We start from the raw sequence: 19,489 nt of genomic DNA, 5'->3' as shown, positions 1-19,489 counted from the left end.
TAAGTGAATAAAGATAAAAAAGAGGAAGATAGATGGACTTACATGGTGGAAATATATATAGATTGAAGAGAGAGGGAAAAGGAGAACTTCTTGATTATAGCTCGAATATAAACCCTTTAGGTGTTCCAGAAGAGTTTAAGAAAAAAGTGATAGAGAATTTTGAACTATTAGAAAAATATCCAGATCCTGATTATATAGAGTTAAGAGAAAATATAGGAAGATATAATGGTGTAGATCTGAAAAATATTGTGGTGGGAAATGGAGCTACAGAGATACTGTTTCTTTATATGAAGAGCTTAAAACCTAAAAAAACTTTTTTGATTGCACCTAGTTTTGCTGAGTATAGAAGAGCATTAGAAAGTATAGATTGTGAAATAATTTATCATATTTTAGATGAGAAAAGAGATTTTAAATTAGATATTGATAAGTTCGTAGAGTCTATACCTCAATGTGATTTAGTTATAATTTGTAATCCAAATAATCCAACAGGAAATTTTCTTAAACTTGAAGAGATAAAAAAGATAAATGATCAATTGAAAAAGAGGGGAATAAAACTCTTTATAGATGAGGCATTTATCGAGTTTATAAGAGAGTGGGAGAATTTTACAGCTGTTAATTTAAAAGATAGTAATATTTTTGTAATGAGAGCTCTCACTAAATTTTTTGCTGTTCCAGGAGTAAGACTTGGTTATGGAATAACTTATGATAGTGAGATATTGGAGAAAAGCCAAAAGTATAAGGAGCCTTGGAGTATAAATAGTTTTGCCGATTTGGCTGGAAAAACTATGCTTTGGGATAGAGAGTATATAGAAAAAAGTGAGAATTGGATAGAAGAGGAGAAAGAGTGGTTTTATAATGAAACTTTAAAAATTAAAGGGATAAAATCCTACAAAACCAATAGCAACTTTATTCTTATAAAGCTAATAGACAAGACTTCTGTTGAAGTGAGAGAGAAGATGATACAGAGGGGAATATTAGTAAGAGATGCATCAAACTTTATAGGTTTAGATAAACACTTTATTAGATTAGCTATAAAAGATAGAGAGAACAATAAAATAGTTTTGGAAGCTTTGAGTGAGGTGGTAAGATGAAAGGATTTATGATAGCTGGAGTTAGTAGTGGTATAGGGAAAACTACTGTTTCAATGGGACTTATGTCACTATTTGAAAATGTGTCTCCATTTAAAGTGGGACCTGATTATATAGATCCAGGATTTCATCAATTTGTGACAGGAAATAAAAGCTATAATTTAGATCTATTTATGATGGGAGAGAAAGGAGTAAAATACTCTTTTTATAAACATCATAAAAATATCTCAATAGTTGAGGGGGTAATGGGACTCTATGATGGAGTGGATCACTCTCTTGATAATAATAGTTCAGCACACATCTCAAGAGTCTTAGGGCTACCTGTTATATTAGTAGTAGATGGTGGTGGTAAGAGTACAAGTATTGCTGCTCAGGTTTTGGGATATAAGATGCTTGATAGTAGAGTAAATATAGCTGGTGTAATTTTAAATAAAGTAAGTGAAGCTATGTTTAAGCATTATAAAGAAGCTATTGAAAAATATACTGGAATAAATTGTATAGGTTACCTACCTAAAGATGAAACACTCTCTGTTTCTAGTAGACATTTAGGATTACTTCAAGCAGAAGAGATAGATGATCTAAAAGATAAGAGCCAAAAATTAAAAAAAGTTTTAGAGAAGACAATAGATGTAGAAAAACTTTTAGAGATAGCTGAAATTGGAGAACCTGAAGATGTTATCAATCCATTTGAAGAGATGAAGGATAGGTATTCTGGTCTTAAAATAGGAGTTGCTAGAGATAGAGCATTTAGTTTTTATTATAATGATAATTTAGAGTTATTAGAGCATTTAGGAGTTGAGTTGATTCCCTTTTCTCCGATAACTGATAAAGAGATACCAGATGTAGATATACTATATTTTGGTGGAGGTTATCCTGAAAATTATGCACAAGAACTATCTGAAAATAAGAGTATGATAGAGAGTATCAGAACTTTTTATAGAAGAGAGGGTAAAATCTATGGAGAGTGTGGTGGCTTTATGTATCTAACTTCTGGAATAAAGCTTTTAAATGAGAAATATATTCCAATGTGTGATATAATTAAGTGCAGTATAGAGATGAAAGATAGATTAGATATATCTCGTTTTGGATACATCAATGTGTATGAAGATGAAAAAGAGTTAGGAAAAGGGCATGAGTTTCATTACTCTAAGATATTTAAGATAGAACATGAAAGTAGAGAATATAGAGCAGTGAAACCTAATGGAAAAGAGTGGGCTTGTATTTTTAAAGAGAAAAAATGCAAAGCTGGGTACCCTCATATACATTTTTTTAATAGTTTAGATTATTTAAAAGAGATATTAGATTAAAAACAAAAGGAGAGATAGATGAGTACATATATAAAAGTTCCGCAAGATATTGAAAAAAGAAGTTTTGAAATAATAGGTGAAGAACTAGGGGAGAAAAGAGATAAATTTGATGAAAAAACACTTCCAATAGTAAAAAGAGTTATACATACAACAGCAGATTTTGAGTATGCAGATTTAATTGAATTTCAAAATGGAGCTGTAGAGAGTGCTATGGAAGCATTAAAAAATGGTTGTAAAATATACTGTGATACAAATATGATAGTTAATGGACTTAGCAAACTAATTCTTTCTAAATTTGGTTGTTCAGCTTACTGCCTTGTATCTGATGAAGAGGTTATAAAAGAAGCTAAAGAGAGAGGGGTAACTCGTTCAATAGTTGGAATGGAAAAAGCAGGTAAGGATGAAAAAACAAAAATATTCTTAATAGGAAACGCTCCAACAGCACTTTACCAGTTAAAGGAGATGATAGAAAAAGGAGAGATAGAAAAACCTGCTCTAGTAGTTGGAGTACCAGTTGGATTTGTAGGAGCAGCAGAATCAAAAGAGGATTTTAAAAAATTAGGACTTCCGTACATAACAATTAATGGTAGAAAAGGAGGAAGTACAGTAGCAGTATCAATTCTTCATGGTATTCTTTATCAAATGTATAAAAGAGAGGGATTTTAAATGGCTGAGGAGTTAAAATCTGGTTATACTACTGGAAGTTGTGCAGCAATTGGAGTAAAAGCAGGGTTAGAAGCTCTGTTAAATAATAATTATCTAGATGAAGTAAATTTTACAACATTAAATGGACAAAATATATTAGTTCCAATATATAGATTGAGAGTTAGAAAAAATTTTGTAAGTGTAGCTGTTACTAAGTATGCTGGTGATGATCCAGATGTAACAAATGGAATACAGATATGTACTAGAATAAAATTAGTAGATGAATTACCAGAGATAGAAAGAGGAATCTCATTTAAAAACTTTATTTTAGTAGGTGGACGTGGAGTAGGGACAGTTACAAAATTAGGATTACAGGCAAAGGTAGGAAAGTCTGCAATAAATCCTGGGCCACAAAAAATGATTGAAGAGGTAGCAGATGATTTTCTAGGTAAAATGGGAAAAAAAGCTGTGATTACCATATATGTTCCTGAAGGTAGAGAAAAAGCTAAAAAGACATTCAATCCAAAACTTGGGATTGTAGGTGGAATCTCCATATTGGGATCAACAGGAATAGTAAAACCTATGAGCGAAGAGGCTTTAAAAGATTCTATGTTTGTAGAATTAAAAGTTTTAAGAATGGCAAGAGATAGAGATTGGTGTATATTTACCTTTGGAAACTATAGTAAGAACTATTGTGAGAAATTGGGATTAGATCTAGAGCAAACAATAGTAATAAGTAACTATGCAGGATTTATGATTGATTCAGCTGTTAAATTGGGCTTTAAAAAGATATTATTTTTAGGACATATAGGAAAGGCAATAAAAATTGCTGGTGGAATATTTAATACACACAGTAGAGTTGCAGATGCAAGAGTAGAGATAATGGGAGCTAATGCTTTTCTATGTGGAGAAAGCTCAGAAAATATTCATAAGATACTAGAATCTAATACAGTTGAAGAAGCGTGTGATTATATTGAAAAAAGAGAGTTTTTTCCTTTTATAGCTGAAAAAGTAAAAAGAAGAGTAGAAGAGTATTCAAGAGGAGAGATACAGTGTGAAGTTCTCTTATTTTCTTTCAAAGGAGAAACTCTTGGATATACAGAGAAGTTCTATCAATTGGCAGGTGAGTTAGCTGGAAAAAATTAGAGTAGTTGGACTTGGTCCAGGAAATATAGATTATATAACTAAAAAAGGAATAGATACAATAAAAAGTAGTGAAATCGCAGTTGGAGGGGCAAGACAATTGATGGAGATCTCCTCTTTGCTCCCAGCTGACTGTTATAAATATACTTTGGAAAAGTTATCAGATTTAATAGTATATTTAAATCTGAATAGAGATAAAAAAATTACGATTATAGTTTCAGGGGATACAGGCTTCTATAGCTTACTTAGTTTTTTAAGAAGAAATTATAAAAATGAAGAGTTGGAAGTAATACCAGGAATATCTTCATATCAATATCTATTCTCTAGAATAGGAGAGGTATGGCAAGAGTATAAACTTCTAAGTGTACATGGAAGAGAAGCTGACTATATAGAGGAGTTTACTAAAGAAAAAGGAATTGTTCTACTTACCGATAATATAAATACTCCATATGCAATAGCAAAAAAGCTTTATGAGAATGGCTTTGCAGATGCAGAGATGGTAATAGGGGAGAGATTATCCTATTCAGATGAAAAGATAACTATATTAAAAATAGCTGAATATGAGAGTTTAAATAGAGAATTTTTAATGAATATTGTTATAATTAGAAAATAGAAGAGGAGGGAAAGATCTTGCACATATACGATAAGGAGTTTATACAAAGAGAGCTACCTATGACAAAACAAGAGGTAAGGGCTGTGACTATAGCTAAGCTTCAGTTAAAACCTGATTCAGTGTTGATAGATGTTGGAGCTGGAACTGGAACAATTGGTATAGAAGCAGCAACATATATGCCTTTAGGAAAGGTAATAGGTATAGAAAAAGAGGAAAAAGGTCTAGATACAATTAGAGAGAATGTAAAGAATTTTAATCTTGAGAATTATGAACTTATTCATGGAAGAGCTCCAGAAAATATACCAAATATCTCTTACGATAGAATGTTTGTTGGAGGATCAACTGGAAGTATGAGATCTATATTGGAGCATTTTAAAAAATATGCAACTGATGATGCTAGACTAGTTGTAAATACAATTACATTGGAAAGTTTGAACGATACAATGTCTCTATTGAAAGAGTATAACTTTAGCGATATAGAAGTTGTAAATATGATGGTTTCACGTGGTAAAAAAGTAGGACCATACACAATGATGTATGGAGAAAATCCTATTTATATAATAACAGTTAACAAATAAGGGAGGATATAAGTAATGACAAATAAGTTTTATGGAATAGGTGTAGGAGTAGGTGACCCAGAGCAACTTACCATAAAAGCTGTTAACGCTTTAAAAAAATTAGATGTAATAATCGTACCTGAGGCAAAAAAAGCAGAGGGGAGTACAGCTTACAACATAGCTAAAGAGTATTTAAAAAGTGATGTAGAGATAGTATTTATGGAATTTCCTATGTTAAAAAATCCATTGGATAGAGTAGAGGGAAGAAAAGCTAATACTAGAGTGGTTGAAAATCTATTAGAGCAAGGAAAAAACGTTGGTTTCTTAACTATTGGAGATAGCATGACATATAGTACGTATGTTTATCTTTTAGAAAATATGCAAGATAAGTATAAATCACAAGTTGAAACTATTCCTGGAATATCTTCATTTGCAGATATGGCTTCTAGATTTAATTTCCCAATAGTAATGGGAGATGAATCTTTAAAAATAGTTTCAATAAATGATAATACAGATATTGAGAAAGAGTTACAAGAGAGTGAAAATATAGTTTTTATGAAAGTTAGTAGAAATTTTGATAAATTGAAAGAGGCTCTTATAAAAACTAATAATATGAATAACATCATAATGGTATCAAATAGTGGAAAAGAGAGTGAAGAGGTTTTTTATGATATATCTAACCTCACTAAAGAGGATATACCATACTTTACAACTATGATATTTAAAAAAGGAGGATTTGAAGAATGGAAAAAGTTTTCTTTATAGGAGCTGGACCAGGAGATCCAGAATTAATAACAGTAAAAGGACAGAGAATAGTAAAAGAGGCTGATATTATTATATATGCAGGATCTTTAGTACCAAGAGAGGTAATAGATTGTCATAAAGAGGGAGCAGAGATATATAATTCGGCATCTATGACATTAGAAGAGGTAATGGATGTAACAATAAAAGGGATAAAAGCAGGGAAAAAAGTTGCTAGAGTTCATACAGGAGATCCAGCAATTTTTGGTGCTCATAGAGAACAGATGGATGTTTTAGACGAACATGGAATAGAGTATGAAGTAGTTCCAGGAGTAAGTTCATTTTTAGCTTCAGCTGCTGCAGTAAAAAAAGAGTTCACTCTTCCAGCAGTTTCACAAACAGTTATATGTACTAGATTAGAGGGAAGAACACCTGTTCCAGAGGGAGAATCATTAGAGAGTCTTGCTTCTCACCAAGCTTCTATGGCTATATTCTTATCAGTGCATATGATAGGTGATGTAGTAAAAAGACTTGCAACTTCTTATCCTATGACTACACCAATAGCTGTAGTACAAAGAGCAAGTTGGCCAGATCAAAAAATAGTACTAGGAACATTAGAAACAATAGAAAATCAGGTAAAAGAGGCTGGAATTTCTAAAACAGCTCAAATTTTAGTAGGAGATTTCTTAGGAAATGAGTATGAAAAATCAAAACTATATGATAAGACATTTACTCATGAATACAGAAAGGGAGTAGAATAAGAAATGAGATTAGCTATATGGAGTGTAACAAGAGGAGCAGGGAATTTAGCTAAGAAAATAGGAGTAAAGTTAGAGGCTGATATTTATACTTTGAAAAAATTTCAATTAGAAAATACTATACAGATAGAAAACTTTACAGATGAGCTCACTAAAAAATTTAATAATTATGATGGTCATATTTTTATTATGGCAACGGGAATAGTTATTAGAAAAATTAGTTGTTTAATAAAGAGTAAGGATATAGATCCAGCAGTATTGGTAATAGATGAAGGGGGAAATTTTGTAATATCTCTTCTTTCAGGTCATATTGGTGGAGCTAATGAACTTACTTATAAGGTTGCTAATACCTTTTCACTTCTTCCAATAATAACAACTAGTTCTGATGTTACAGGAAAGATAGCTATAGACACCCTATCTCAGAAATTAAACTGTGAAATGGAATCTTTAACTAAAGCTAAAGATTTAACATCTTTGATAGTTGATAATAAAAAAGTTGAAATTCTTTTACCAAACAATGTGAAAATAGGAGAAAATACTAACTCTTCAGGAGTTGTGATAGCTTCTAATAAAAAGAACATAGATATAATGAGAATATACCCTAAAAATTTAATAGTAGGTGTTGGTTGTAGACGTGGAACACCTAAAGAGGAGATATTTAAGGCTTTAGATCAGGTTATGAAAAAACACAATCTAGCTTATGAAAGTATAAAAAGAGTAGCAACAGTAGATATCAAGGCTGATGAATTAGGATTGCTCTCACTAGTAGAAGAACTTCAAAAAGAACTTGTGATAATTTCAAGAGAAGAGATAAAAGAGGTAGAACAAAGATTTAAAGGCTCTGAATTTGTAAAAAAACAGATAGGAGTAAGTTGTGTTTCAGAGCCTTGTGCTCTTTTAGCTTCAAATGGAAATGGAGATTTTTTAGAGCAAAAATATATTTATAATGGAATAACAATATCAATTTATGAGGAGAAATTTGGATATGAATAAAGGAAAAATATATGTAGTTGGAATTGGTCCAGGAAATATGGATGACATCAGTGTAAGAGCGTATAGAACTCTTAAAAGTGTAGATATAATAGCTGGATATATAACTTATGTTGATTTAGTAAAAGATGAATTTAAAGATAAAGAGTTTTATGTATCTGGAATGAAAAAAGAGATAGATAGATGTGAAAAAGTATTAGAGCTAGCTAAAGAGGGAAAAACAGTAGCTCTAATAAGTAGTGGAGATGCAGGAATATATGGAATGGCAGGAATTATGATTGAGGTTGCTCTTGGTAGTGGAATAGAAGTAGAGATAATTCCAGGAATTACATCATCAGTAGCTGGAGCTGCTCTAGTAGGAGCACCACTTATGCACGATCAAGCTATAATAAGTTTAAGTGATCTTTTAACAGATTGGGATGTTATCACTAAGAGAATAGATAGAGCTAGTGAAGGAGATTTTGTAATTTCACTATATAACCCAAAAAGTAAAGGAAGAACAGAGCAAATTGTAGAAGCTAGAGAGATAATGTTAAGACATAAAGCTCCAACAACTCCAGTAGCACTTTTAAGACATGTGGGAAGAGAGGATCAAAACTATACACTTACTACTTTAGAAGAGATGTTAGAGCATGAAATAGATATGTTTACTGTAGTTGTAGTTGGTAACTCTAAAACATATATAAAAGAGGGAAGAATGATAACACCTAGAGGATATCATCTATGATTTGGGTAGTAGGTGGCACCAAAGATTCAAGAGAGTTTCTTGAAAAGTTTTGTAAAGAAACCACTGATATTATTGTTACTACTGCTACTGAATATGGAGGAAAACTTTTAGAGAATCTACCTGTAAGAGTAGTATGCCAAAAATTAACTTATCCAATGATGCTAGATTTTATAGAGAAAGAGAGTATAGATAAGGTGATTGATCTTTCGCACCCTTATGCTGTTGAAGTTTCTGAAAATGTATTAAAAGCATCCAAAGATAAGAAAATAGAGTATTTTAGATTTGAAAGGGAGGAAATCTCTTTTCTCCCTAAACTCTATAAAGAGTTTGAAAAAATTGAGGATATCATCAAATATATAGCAGAAAAAAAGGGGAATATATTAGTTACTTTAGGTAGTAACAATATACCTTTTTTTTCTCAATTAAATAATTTAAATCAATGTTATTTTAGAATTTTACCTAAATGGGATATGGTAAAAAAATGTGAAGATCTTGGAATATTACCTAAAAATATAATTGCTATGCAAGGACCTTTTAGTAAGAGTATGAACAAGGCTATGATCGAACAATATGATATAAAATATATTATAACTAAACAAGCTGGAGACACCGGAGGGGAAAGAGAAAAGATAGAAGCTGCTGAAGAATCAGGAATAGAAGTAATTTTTCTTACTCGACCTAAGATAGATTATCCTAATTGCTACAACAGCATAGATGAATTATTATTAAATGTAGAAAAGAGGGAGTAAAATGAAAAAAATACTATTGTCGCTTATATTAAGTTCTTTTATTATAGGGTGTGGATCAGAGAAAAACTCAGAAAAAAATATGTTGAAAATAACAATACCAAAGGATATAGGAGAATTGAATCCTCATTTAATGGCAAGTCCACATTATGCTCAAGGATGGGTATATGAAGGATTAGTAACATTGAAGGATGGAGAGATAGCTCCTGTATTGAGTGAAAAATGGGAAATTTCAGAAGATGGAAAAGAGTATACATTTAAACTTAGAGAAAATGTAAAATTTAGTGATGGATCTAATTTTAATAGCAGTATTGTAAAGAAAAATTTTGAAGAAGTACTTATGAATAAAAAAGCTTTTTCATTTTTACAATCTTTAAAAGAGATAGAAAAAATAGAGATAATAGATGATTATACAATTAAATTTGTTTTAAAAAATCCATGTAACTCATTTTTAAAAGATCTTACATTTTCAAGACCACTTGTATTTTTAGGAGAAAAGGGATTTGTAGATGGACAACTAAGTGCCAAAGAGATTTCAGCTCCTATAGGAACAGGGATGTGGAGTTTAGATAAGTATGAGGCGAATCAATTTGCAATCTTCAAAAGAAATGAAAACTATTGGGGAGATAAACCGAAATTTGAGTATTTTAAAACATATGTTGTATCAGATATGGGAACAAGTGTAGCAATGTTAAGAGCTGGAGATATAGATATGATTTATGATAACTTTGACTCTTTAAATGTGGAAAATATTGAACAATTAAAAAAAGAGGGATTCAATGTTAAAATTTCAGAACCAAAACAGGTAACTAGCTTAAGTTTAAATACTGCTGGGAAAATTTTGGGAGATAAAAGAGTTAGACAAGCCTTAAATTATGCTACTGATAATCAAACAATCTCTAAGGAGATTTTTAAAGGAATTAGAAAACCAGCAGATTGCTATTTTACAGATGATGTGGAGTATGTTAAAAATACTGTGAAAAATTCATATGTATTTAATTTAGATAAAGCAAATGAATTATTGGAAGAGTCTGGTTGGAAATATGATAATAGTGGAGAGTATCGTCAAAAAAATGGTGAAATATTAGAAATAAAATTAAGTTTAGACAATAGTATAAAAAACGGGAAAATTTTAGCAGAGATATTACAGCAACAGTATAAAAAAGTGGGAGTTAAACTTAATATATCACAAGAAGAATCAAAATTATTTCGTCAAAATTGGACTAAAGGTGATTTTGATATAATAATGTTTAATTCTTGGGGTGGATCTTATGAACCTTTTGCAACATTGGCAGCTATGATAAGTGATGGAGATAAATTTAATATTGTTCAAAAGGGGATAGAGAATCGTGAGGAATTACATCAAGTCATGAGAGATTCTTTGATGGAGACTAATAAAGATAAACTTCAAAGTAATTTTGATTATATAGTTGAAAGTTTTTATGAACAAGCTATATATGTACCTCTTGTAACTACTGTTGTAGTGGCAGTATCAAGAGAAGACATAGAAGGAGTAGAGTTTTCTTCAATAAAAGAAATTATACCTTTACAGAATGTTAGAAGGAAATAGCAATGTTTAAGAAAATAATAAATATATTGATCTTATTTTTTATAACATCTTGTATCGCTTTTATGGTGACAAGAATTATTCCAGGAGATCCTAGAATAGCTTATCTAAATACCTTTAATCTTCCATTAACCGAAGATAATTTGAAATATATTGAAAGGGAGATGGGATTAAATATTCCAATATGGAAACAATACTATATTTGGTTAAAAAATATTCTTAATTTAAACTTAGGGAAATCATATATAAGTGGTTTAGATGTATATAATTATATGAAAGTTTCATTTATTTATTCGTTAAAATTAATGATTTTTTCAATTGGAATAATAATTTTTATAAGTTTTCCATTGGGTATTTTTTCAGCTGTAAAACAAAATACAGTTTTTGATAAGATTATAAAGTGGTTAAGTTTAATAGGAATGTCTTTTCCTAAATTTTGGTTAGGATATATATTTATTAGTTTATTGGGAGTAAAATTTAAATTACTCCCAATTTCAGGTGCTTATGCAAAAAATAGTATAATACTACCTGGAATAACTTTGTCTTTATCATATATAGGATATTATACACAACTGATTAAAGAAAATATTTTGATAGTTTTAAAGAAAGACTTTATAAAATATGCAAAATTAAGAGGAGTAAATAAAAAAAGGATATTGATAAACTATGCTTTATTAAATTCATTAACTCCTATAATAACTTCATTTGGAAAAACGATTGGAAGCTTATTAGGTGGAACTGTAATAATTGAGAATATATTTGCATGGCCAGGACTAGGAAAGATGATAGTAGAAGCTATTGATGGAAGAGATTATCCTATAATACAAGGATATATTTTTTTAGTCTCTACTCTCTTTATCATCTCAACAGAGATAAGTAGTTTAATTTGTTATTGGATTAATCCAAGGATGAAGGAGAAAGAGGAATGAGATATATAGTTAGTTTGTTTATGTTTATATCTATATTTGGTAAATTTTTATCTCCTAATGATCCAATAGCAATTAATTTACAAAAAAAATTATTATCACCTTCGTTTAAATATTTTTTAGGAACTGATTATTTAGGGAGATGTATTTTTTCAAGAATAATATTGGGAATACAGGTAACATTTTTAACAGCCTTGATTGTAACTATATTATCAGCATTATTAGGAATGTGTTTAGGAGTTATTGCTGGAAATTGTAATAGGAGAATAGAGAATATCATAATTAGAATTACAGATATCTTTGATTCATTTCCAAGTATAATAATTGTTCTTTTGATTGTAAATATAATGGGGAGTAGTGCTTTTAGTTTGGGTCTATCTCTCCTTTTAGTTTCTTGGACAAATTATTCTAGAATTTCAAGAAACTTGACGAAAGAACTTATGAGCTCAGAATTTATTATAATGAGTACTCTTTTAAATAAGCCTAAATGGAGAATTTTAAAAGAGGATTTGATTCCTAATATAACTCCACAAATTATGATAGTAGCTTTTAATAGTTTTGCAGGTGTTATTCTTAGCTTAGCTGGTTATTCTTTTTTAGGGTTTGGAGTAAGAGCTCCATATTCAGAACTTGGAATGATGATAAATGAAGGGAAAGATTATATATATAGTAGACCTGAACTGATGATAGGCCCAGGTGTGGTAATATTTATAATGGTAATATCTGTGAATTTATTAGGAAATGAGATAAAAAACCAATATGAAATAATTAAGGATTAGATATGGAAATATTAAAAATAGAAAATTTATCTGTGTGTATAAAAGAGAAAAAAATACTTAACTCAATAAATTTAATATTGGAAGAGGGACGGGTTTTAGGAATTGTTGGAAAAAGTGGAAGTGGAAAAACGACATTGATTTCTAGTATACTAAATATTCTTGATAAGAAGTGGAGTATAGAGGGAAAATTAGAATTAAATATTGATAAAGTAGCTTTAATCCCACAAGATTTTAATTCTGCTTTCAATCCTTTAATGAAGATAAAAAGCCATTTATATGAATTAATGGAAAATATTTCATATAGTGAAAAAAAGAGTAAAGCTATAAAAATTTTAAAAAGAGTAAAGATAAATAATCCTGAAACAGTTTTAAATTTATATCCTTATGAGCTGAGTGGAGGAATGTTGCAGAGAATAAATATTGCTTTTGCTCTACTTATGGAAAGTAAACTCATAATAGCTGATGAATTTACTAGCAGTTTAGATACAATTACACAAAATGAGATTTTAAAACTTCTTTATGATATACAGAAAAAAGAGAAAAAAACAATGATAGTAATATCTCATGACTTAAAAGTTATTTCAGATTTATCTGATGATATCTGTGTAATGAAAAATGGAGAAATAGTAGAATATGGGAGAAAAGATGAGGTTCTCTTTTCTCCTAAAAATGAATATACAAAAAAATTACTACATAATAAATTTTTAAAAAATGATTTAAATTTAGAGAAATTAGATAAAAAGATACTTTTATCAGTAGAAAATCTTTATAAAAGTTATGGAGATAAAGAGGTACTCAAAGATATAAATTTTAAAATCTTAGAGGATAGTAGTATTGGAATAATAGGTGAGAGTGGAAATGGTAAAACTACGTTGGCTAAGGTGCTTGTAGGACTAGAAAAACAAGATAGAGGAGAGATATATCTATATAATAAGCTTTTGAATAAAGAGTTTTTTAAAAATAATAGAAATATGATACAAATAATATTCCAAAATAGTGTAGGAGCATTGAATCCGTATAGAAAAATTAAAAATATTTTGGGAGATGTTACAAAAGATATTGATAAAATTAGTAAAATTTTATTAGAAGTTGGCCTAGAAAAAGAGAGCTTAGAAAAATATCCAAAGCAATTTAGTGGTGGACAGGTACAGAGAATATGTATAGCGAGAGCGTTGCTGTCAGAACCTAAATTGTTAATTTTAGATGAGCCTACAAGTAGCCTAGATAAATCTACTCAAATCCAAATTCTAAATCTCTTAAAAAAGATAAAGGTTGAAAAAAATATATCCTATTTAATAATTTCACATAATTTAGAAGTTATCGAATCTCTCTGTGATTCAATTTTAGTGATATATAGAGGAGAGATAATAGAAAGAATTAAAAATTCTGATGAAATTACTATAACAAATGAATACACTCAAAAATTATTTTCATTAGCTAAATAATGTGTCAATTTTGTGAAAAAAATCTTTGACATAACTCCTAATTTATCTTATAATAACTGTTAGAAGTTTTTAAAATAATATAATATTAGGAGGAAATGATAATGAAAAAAAATACTAATACACTTGCTATTAAGATGAGTATAGCTTTGGTGTTAGGTATACTTGCTGGATTTTTATGTATTTTTTTAAGAGAGAGATTGGGAGTAAATAGTCCAACTTGGAAATTTATAAACTTTTTACTATTCCAAGACATTAGTGCTAAGGGTGGAGAAAAAGCTTTAGGACTTTTCTATATAGTGGGACAACTTTTCATAAATTCGTTACAACTTGTAATTATACCAATGGTATATACTTCAATAACACTTGCAATATGTCATATAAGTGACACTAGAAAATTGGGACGTATTTCATATAAAACATTGGGATTCTTCTTAGTTTCATCTATATTTGCTTTAATCTTAGCTGGATTTGTAGGAATGGCTTTAAATCTATCAGGGGCATTTAATATTCACATAGAGTCAGGAGTAAATGTTGTAGCTGGTAAAACTGGAAGTAATCCATTGCTTATGTTAATTCAAATGGTTCCAAACAATATATTTGCTGCCTTTTCTCAAAATGGTGGAGTTCTAGCAACTGTTTTCTTGGCAGTTTCTACTGGATTATGTATAAACTCTCTAGGAGAAAATTCTAAATATGTAAAAGGGTTTTTACAAGAGATAAATGATATTGTAATTAAATTTTTAACATTTGTTATCAATGTTTTTGGACCAATAGCAATATTTGTACTATTGACAAGAACATTTGCTGCATATGGAGTAGAGCATTTAAAACCTGCTTTAATATATGTTGTATCTACAACTATTACACTATTTTTATTCCTTATATTTGGATATTCAATATTAATAGCAGTTTCTACTAAATTAAATCCATTACCTTTTGTAAAAAAAGCAGCAAAAGTAGCTTTATTTGGATTCTCAACATCTTCAAGTGCTGCTACATTACCATTAAATAAGAAAACAACAGTAGAGGAATTAGGAGTAAATAGCGATATAGCCTCTTTCGTTCTTCCTTTAGGAATGACAACAAATATGAATGGAACAGCTATAATGCAAGTTATTGCAGCTGTTTTCGTAGCAACTACAGCTGGATATGATCTAGGGCTATCAAATATATTTATTATTGGAATTTTAGCTCTTATAGCTTCAGTTGGAACACCTGCTGCACCAGGGGCAGGAGCAATAGTGTTATTTACAATCTTATCAGGACTTGGATATGTAAATGATACTGCTATATTGACATACTCATTGATACTTGCTATTAATAGACCAATTGAGATGTTAGTAACTTCTCTAAATGTAATTGGAGATAGTGCTGCAAGTATATATGTAGCTAAGAGTGAGCATATGTTAGATGAAGATGTATATAATAAATAGTTAAGTATTTAATACACTTGAAACTTAGTTTGAAAGTTTTGAGTGTATTTTTTTATGAAAATATTATGAATTTATAATAAATATTTTGAATTTTTTTTTAAGATATGATAGAATGAATAAATAAATTAAAAATATTTAGGAAAGAGGGATGTTTATGAAAATATCAAATAGAGCTTTAGAGATGAATTTTTCTCCAATAAGAAAATTAATTCCTCTTGCTGATGAAGCAGAGAAAAGGGGAATCAAAGTATATAGACTAAATATAGGACAACCTAATATAGTTACTCCAGATTCTTTTTTTGAAGGATTAAATAATTATAAAGAGAAAATAGTTACATACTCAGATTCAAAGGGGATATTAAAATTAAGGGAGAGTTTTGTAAAAAGTTATAAACTTAGTGGAATAGACATTGATGAAGAGGATATATTGATAACTCAGGGTGGAAGTGAAGCTATATTATTTGTTTTAATGGCTATTTGTAATGAGGGAGATGAGGTATTAATACCTGAACCTTTTTACTCTAACTATTCGAGTTTCTCTACATTTGCAGGAGCAAAGGTTAGAGCTATACCCACAACAATAGAGAATAGTTTTCATTTACCAACTCAAGAGGAAATTGAAAAATTAATAACACCAAAAACAAGAGCAATTATGTTTTCTAATCCTGTCAATCCAACAGGAACTGTATATACAAAAGAAGAGATTCTAATGATAGGAGAGATAGCTAAAAAACATAATTTATATATAATAGCTGATGAAGTTTATAGGCAGTTTGTCTATGATAATATAGATTATACTTCAATTATGAAGATGGATGATCTAAAGGATAGAGTTATACTAGTTGATAGTATTTCAAAACATTATAGTGCTTGTGGTGCGAGAATTGGACTTATTGCTAGTAAAAACCATGAGCTTATGAACTATATTTTGAAGTTTTGTCAAGCTAGACTTTGTGTTTCAACTATAGAACAACATGCTGCTGCAAATCTTATCAATACAATGGATAGCTACTTGGAAGATGTTAAATTAAAATACAAGAGTAGGAGAGATCTTCTATTTGGATATTTACAAAAAATTCCAGGTGTAGTGTGTTCAAAACCTGAGGGAGCTTTCTATATCTTTGCTAAACTTCCTATTGATAATGCAGAGAAGTTTGCTAAATGGTTATTGACTGATTATTCCTATGATGGTAAAACTATTCTCATAGCACCAGGGCCAGGATTCTATCAAACAGAGGGAAGAGGAGAACAAGAGGTAAGATTCTCATTCTGTACTAATATTGATGATATAGAGAATGCAATGATAGTCCTAAGAAGAGCTTTGGAAGAATATAACAAAAAAAATATTGACAATTAAAAAAAATTAGAGTATAATCAAGAAAATTAAAACAAAAGGAGGAAGAGTAAATGTTAAGGAATTTAAGGATAAGGAAAAATAAACAACAAAATAATATAGTTACCTTGTCTTTGAAATTGACTGAATTACATTTATCTTCTTGAAAAGATTAGAGATATTGAGATATATCTTTATGAGCATAGAGTTGATGACTTTTAAATATTTATTAAGTATTTGAAGTTAAGTTTTATTTTAGTATGTAATACAGACATTTTCGTGTCTGTATTTTTTTTATAAAAAAATAAATTTATATAATATATTTAAGGAGGAACAATGGAATACTTAACACTGTTAAAAGAGATTTTTATTGGAGGGGAGAGATATAAGTATATCTTGGATGGACTAGCATTCTCAGTTGGAACAACAGCTTTGGCAGCTATTATTGGAATAGCTTTAGGAATATTTATAGCCTTGTTACAACTTTCACATTTTTATCCATTTAAGCATACTAAGAACTGGAAAAAATTTAATCCTTTATCTAAAATAGCATTTGCTTATGTAGATTTAATAAGAGGAACACCAGCAGTAGTACAGTTGATGATACTTGCAAATCTAATATTTGTTGGAAGTTTAAGAGATACACCAATACTTGTAATTGCAGCAATATCATTTGGAATTAACTCAGGAGCTTATGTTGCAGAGATAATTAGAGCAGGAATAGAGGGACTAGATAAAGGACAGATGGAGGCAGCAAGAGCCTTAGGAATGAACTATGGACAAGCAATGAAAGAGATTGTAGTACCTCAAGCTATCAAAAAGATACTACCAGCTCTTGTAAGTGAGTTTATAACACTTTTAAAAGAGACTTCTATAGTAGGTTTTATAGGTGGAGTTGACCTACTTCGTTCAGCTAATATAATTACAAGTCAAACTTATAGAGGAGTTGAACCATTATTAGCAGTTGGATTAATATATTTAGTAATGACAGCTATGTTTACAAGATTTATGAGAAAAGTAGAAAAGGGGTTGAAAGTAAGTGATTAAGATAGAAAAACTTTTTAAAAGTTATGAAGAATTAAATGTACTAAAAGGGATAGATGCACAGGTAAATAAAGGGGATATTATAGCTATAATAGGACCTTCAGGAAGTGGAAAATCAACATTCTTGAGATGCATAAATAAGTTAGAAGAACCAACTAAGGGACATATCTATATCAAAGATCAAGATATTATGTCAGATGAAGTTGATATAAATGTAATTCGTCAAAATGTAGGTATGGTGTTTCAGCATTTTAACTTATTTCCACATAAAACAGTTATGGAAAATTTAACTCTAGCACCAATGAAGTTAAAAAATATATCACAAGAGGTAGCTGAAAAGAAAGCCATTGTACTACTTGAAAAAGTTGGGCTTAAAGATAAAGCTAATGTCTATCCAAACCAATTATCTGGAGGGCAAAAGCAAAGAATAGCAATAGCTAGAGCTTTAGCAATGGAGCCAGAGATTATGTTGTTTGATGAACCTACTTCTGCTCTTGATCCTGAGATGATAAAAGAGGTATTGGATGTAATGAGAGATCTAGCTAAAGAAGGAATGACTATGTTAATAGTAACACATGAAATGGGATTTGCTAAAAATGTAGCTAACAGAGTTTTCTTTATGGATGGGGGAATAATTTTAGAAGATACTACTCCTAATGAACTATTCTCTAATCCAAAACATAATAGAACAAAAGAGTTTTTAAATAAAGTTTTAAACAAATAGTAAGGAGAGTGTTTATTATGAAAAAAATGTTAAAAAATGTTTTAGTGGGATTGATGGTTTTATCTTTATCTAGTTTAGCTATGGCTAAAGAGAAGATATATGTGGGAACAAATGCGGAGTTTCCTCCTTTTGAGTATTTAGAAAAAGGGGAGATAGTAGGGTTTGATATAGAGATGATGAATGAGATTGGAAAGGTATTAGATGCTGATATAAAAATACAGGATATGGCTTTTGATGGATTATTACCAGCTCTACAGATGAAAAAAGTTGATGTGGTAATAGCTGGAATGACAGCAACTGAAGAGAGACAAAAAATGGTATCTTTTACACAACCTTATTATACTGCTAGTCAAGTTATTATAGTAAAAGAGGGAAATAACAGTATAAAATCATTTGATGATCTAAAAGGAAAAAGAGTTGGAGTTATGTTAGGATTTACAGGAGATGTAATAGTAAGTGATATGGAAGGAGTTAAGATTGAGAGATATAACGCAGCATATGCTGGTATAATGGCTTTAAAAGCTGATAAGATAGATGCTGTAGTTTTAGACTCTGAACCTGCTGAAAACTATGTAAAACAAAACTCAGGACTTCAAATAGCAGAGGCTGAAAGTGCTCAAGAGAAATATGCTATTGCTGTTAGAAAAAATGATAAAGAGTTATTAGAAAAGTTAGAAAAGGGATTAAATGAGATAAAAGCTAATGGAACTTATGACAAGTTATTAAAAAAATATTTTAACTAATAATAAATATTAAAGGAAAGAGAGAAGATGTTAGGAATTGACATTTTCTCTCTTTTATTTGACTAGAAAGTATTTAGAGTGCTATTATATCTATGAGTACTAGAATGTTTGGTGTATAATAGAATTCCAAGAAGTTGCAGCATAAAATTTCAATAAAAAATCCATTGTAAATTTACCCTA

The 19,489-nt window shown here is 29.8% G+C and carries 20 protein-coding genes; all 20 read left to right on the top strand.

The window, feature by feature from the left end:
* The first annotated feature begins 32 nt into the window (after positions 1-32).
* Positions 33-1,091 carry a pyridoxal phosphate-dependent aminotransferase gene (locus ABNK64_RS07160; protein ID WP_349763943.1) on the top strand — a complete coding sequence of 353 codons (1,059 nt, stop codon included), beginning with the start codon at positions 33-35 and terminating at the stop codon, positions 1,089-1,091.
* A complete protein-coding gene (locus ABNK64_RS07155; protein ID WP_349763942.1) occupies positions 1,088-2,395 on the top strand; it encodes a cobyrinic acid a,c-diamide synthase CobB in 1,308 nt (435 codons plus the stop codon). The genes ABNK64_RS07160 and ABNK64_RS07155 overlap by 4 nt, the downstream gene beginning before the upstream one ends.
* An 18-nt stretch (positions 2,396-2,413) precedes the next feature.
* Entirely contained in the window at positions 2,414-3,061 is a 648-nt protein-coding gene (locus tag ABNK64_RS07150) for a precorrin-8X methylmutase (RefSeq protein ID WP_349763941.1), read from the top strand.
* The gene (gene cbiD, locus ABNK64_RS07145; protein ID WP_349763940.1) at positions 3,062-4,186 is read left to right on the top strand and encodes a cobalt-precorrin-5B (C(1))-methyltransferase CbiD; all 1,125 of its coding nucleotides are present in this window, start codon (positions 3,062-3,064) and stop codon (positions 4,184-4,186) included.
* The gene (gene cbiE, locus ABNK64_RS07140) at positions 4,173-4,796 is read left to right on the top strand and encodes a precorrin-6y C5,15-methyltransferase (decarboxylating) subunit CbiE (protein WP_349763967.1); all 624 of its coding nucleotides are present in this window, start codon (positions 4,173-4,175) and stop codon (positions 4,794-4,796) included. Before cbiD ends, cbiE begins: the two co-directional genes overlap by 14 nt.
* A 17-nt stretch (positions 4,797-4,813) precedes the next feature.
* The gene (gene cbiT, locus ABNK64_RS07135) at positions 4,814-5,374 is read left to right on the top strand and encodes a precorrin-6Y C5,15-methyltransferase (decarboxylating) subunit CbiT (protein ID WP_291259084.1); all 561 of its coding nucleotides are present in this window, start codon (positions 4,814-4,816) and stop codon (positions 5,372-5,374) included.
* Positions 5,375-5,389: 15 nt separating this feature from the next.
* On the top strand, positions 5,390-6,118 hold the full coding sequence (gene cobI / locus ABNK64_RS07130; RefSeq protein ID WP_291256849.1) for a precorrin-2 C(20)-methyltransferase: 729 nt from the start codon (positions 5,390-5,392) through the stop codon (positions 6,116-6,118).
* The gene (gene cobM / locus ABNK64_RS07125; RefSeq protein WP_291256850.1) at positions 6,097-6,855 is read left to right on the top strand and encodes a precorrin-4 C(11)-methyltransferase; all 759 of its coding nucleotides are present in this window, start codon (positions 6,097-6,099) and stop codon (positions 6,853-6,855) included. The genes cobI and cobM overlap by 22 nt, the downstream gene beginning before the upstream one ends.
* Before the next feature lie 3 nt (positions 6,856-6,858).
* A complete protein-coding gene (gene cbiG / locus ABNK64_RS07120; RefSeq protein WP_349763939.1) occupies positions 6,859-7,845 on the top strand; it encodes a cobalt-precorrin 5A hydrolase in 987 nt (328 codons plus the stop codon).
* Positions 7,838-8,569, top strand: coding sequence for a precorrin-3B C(17)-methyltransferase (gene cobJ, locus ABNK64_RS07115; RefSeq protein WP_291256852.1), 732 nt, complete (start codon positions 7,838-7,840; stop codon positions 8,567-8,569). Before cbiG ends, cobJ begins: the two co-directional genes overlap by 8 nt.
* Positions 8,566-9,318: a cobalt-precorrin-6A reductase gene (locus ABNK64_RS07110; RefSeq protein WP_349763938.1), complete on the top strand. Its 753-nt coding sequence runs from the start codon at positions 8,566-8,568 to the stop codon at positions 9,316-9,318. The genes cobJ and ABNK64_RS07110 overlap by 4 nt, the downstream gene beginning before the upstream one ends.
* A gap of 1 nt (position 9,319) precedes the next feature.
* Positions 9,320-10,885 carry a nickel ABC transporter substrate-binding protein gene (nikA, locus tag ABNK64_RS07105; RefSeq protein ID WP_300343032.1) on the top strand — a complete coding sequence of 522 codons (1,566 nt, stop codon included), beginning with the start codon at positions 9,320-9,322 and terminating at the stop codon, positions 10,883-10,885.
* Positions 10,886-10,887: 2 nt separating this feature from the next.
* Positions 10,888-11,811: an ABC transporter permease gene (locus ABNK64_RS07100; protein ID WP_349763937.1), complete on the top strand. Its 924-nt coding sequence runs from the start codon at positions 10,888-10,890 to the stop codon at positions 11,809-11,811.
* Positions 11,808-12,587, top strand: coding sequence for an ABC transporter permease (locus tag ABNK64_RS07095; protein ID WP_349763936.1), 780 nt, complete (start codon positions 11,808-11,810; stop codon positions 12,585-12,587). The genes ABNK64_RS07100 and ABNK64_RS07095 overlap by 4 nt, the downstream gene beginning before the upstream one ends.
* Before the next feature lie 2 nt (positions 12,588-12,589).
* Positions 12,590-14,032 (top strand): ABC transporter ATP-binding protein, encoded by a 1,443-nt coding sequence (locus ABNK64_RS07090; protein WP_349763935.1) that lies wholly within the window; start codon positions 12,590-12,592, stop codon positions 14,030-14,032.
* Positions 14,033-14,133: 101 nt separating this feature from the next.
* Positions 14,134-15,465, top strand: coding sequence for a dicarboxylate/amino acid:cation symporter (locus tag ABNK64_RS07085; protein ID WP_349763934.1), 1,332 nt, complete (start codon positions 14,134-14,136; stop codon positions 15,463-15,465).
* Between the two features lie 154 nt (positions 15,466-15,619).
* A complete protein-coding gene (locus ABNK64_RS07080) occupies positions 15,620-16,822 on the top strand; it encodes a pyridoxal phosphate-dependent aminotransferase (RefSeq protein ID WP_349763933.1) in 1,203 nt (400 codons plus the stop codon).
* Positions 16,823-17,134: 312 nt separating this feature from the next.
* Positions 17,135-17,845 (top strand): amino acid ABC transporter permease, encoded by a 711-nt coding sequence (locus tag ABNK64_RS07075; protein ID WP_300343043.1) that lies wholly within the window; start codon positions 17,135-17,137, stop codon positions 17,843-17,845.
* Positions 17,838-18,566, top strand: coding sequence for an amino acid ABC transporter ATP-binding protein (locus tag ABNK64_RS07070; RefSeq protein ID WP_291256861.1), 729 nt, complete (start codon positions 17,838-17,840; stop codon positions 18,564-18,566). Before ABNK64_RS07075 ends, ABNK64_RS07070 begins: the two co-directional genes overlap by 8 nt.
* 17 nt (positions 18,567-18,583) lie before the next feature.
* Positions 18,584-19,309 (top strand): basic amino acid ABC transporter substrate-binding protein, encoded by a 726-nt coding sequence (locus tag ABNK64_RS07065; protein ID WP_300343045.1) that lies wholly within the window; start codon positions 18,584-18,586, stop codon positions 19,307-19,309.
* The last annotated feature ends 180 nt before the right edge of the window (positions 19,310-19,489 follow it).

This window comes from Fusobacterium sp. SYSU M8D902 (assembly GCF_040199715.1).
GTDB lineage: Bacteria > Fusobacteriota > Fusobacteriia > Fusobacteriales > Fusobacteriaceae > Fusobacterium_A.
The sequence above is the reverse complement of the archived record's forward strand: the minus strand, read 5'-3'. Positions and strand labels throughout refer to the sequence as shown.

Coding starts and splice junctions, on each gene's coding strand:
- ABNK64_RS07095 (WP_349763936.1), top strand. CDS start 11,808: ATGAGATATATAGTTAGTTTGTTTATGTTTATATCTATATTTGGTAAA.
- ABNK64_RS07065 (WP_300343045.1), top strand. CDS start 18,584: ATGAAAAAAATGTTAAAAAATGTTTTAGTGGGATTGATGGTTTTATCT.
- ABNK64_RS07160 (WP_349763943.1), top strand. CDS start 33: ATGGACTTACATGGTGGAAATATATATAGATTGAAGAGAGAGGGAAAA.
- ABNK64_RS07085 (WP_349763934.1), top strand. CDS start 14,134: ATGAAAAAAAATACTAATACACTTGCTATTAAGATGAGTATAGCTTTG.
- ABNK64_RS07090 (WP_349763935.1), top strand. CDS start 12,590: ATGGAAATATTAAAAATAGAAAATTTATCTGTGTGTATAAAAGAGAAA.
- cobM (WP_291256850.1), top strand. CDS start 6,097: ATGGAAAAAGTTTTCTTTATAGGAGCTGGACCAGGAGATCCAGAATTA.
- ABNK64_RS07080 (WP_349763933.1), top strand. CDS start 15,620: ATGAAAATATCAAATAGAGCTTTAGAGATGAATTTTTCTCCAATAAGA.
- nikA (WP_300343032.1), top strand. CDS start 9,320: ATGAAAAAAATACTATTGTCGCTTATATTAAGTTCTTTTATTATAGGG.
- cbiD (WP_349763940.1), top strand. CDS start 3,062: ATGGCTGAGGAGTTAAAATCTGGTTATACTACTGGAAGTTGTGCAGCA.
- ABNK64_RS07100 (WP_349763937.1), top strand. CDS start 10,888: ATGTTTAAGAAAATAATAAATATATTGATCTTATTTTTTATAACATCT.
- ABNK64_RS07110 (WP_349763938.1), top strand. CDS start 8,566: ATGATTTGGGTAGTAGGTGGCACCAAAGATTCAAGAGAGTTTCTTGAA.
- cobI (WP_291256849.1), top strand. CDS start 5,390: ATGACAAATAAGTTTTATGGAATAGGTGTAGGAGTAGGTGACCCAGAG.
- ABNK64_RS07075 (WP_300343043.1), top strand. CDS start 17,135: ATGGAATACTTAACACTGTTAAAAGAGATTTTTATTGGAGGGGAGAGA.
- ABNK64_RS07150 (WP_349763941.1), top strand. CDS start 2,414: ATGAGTACATATATAAAAGTTCCGCAAGATATTGAAAAAAGAAGTTTT.
- cbiG (WP_349763939.1), top strand. CDS start 6,859: ATGAGATTAGCTATATGGAGTGTAACAAGAGGAGCAGGGAATTTAGCT.
- cobJ (WP_291256852.1), top strand. CDS start 7,838: ATGAATAAAGGAAAAATATATGTAGTTGGAATTGGTCCAGGAAATATG.
- ABNK64_RS07155 (WP_349763942.1), top strand. CDS start 1,088: ATGAAAGGATTTATGATAGCTGGAGTTAGTAGTGGTATAGGGAAAACT.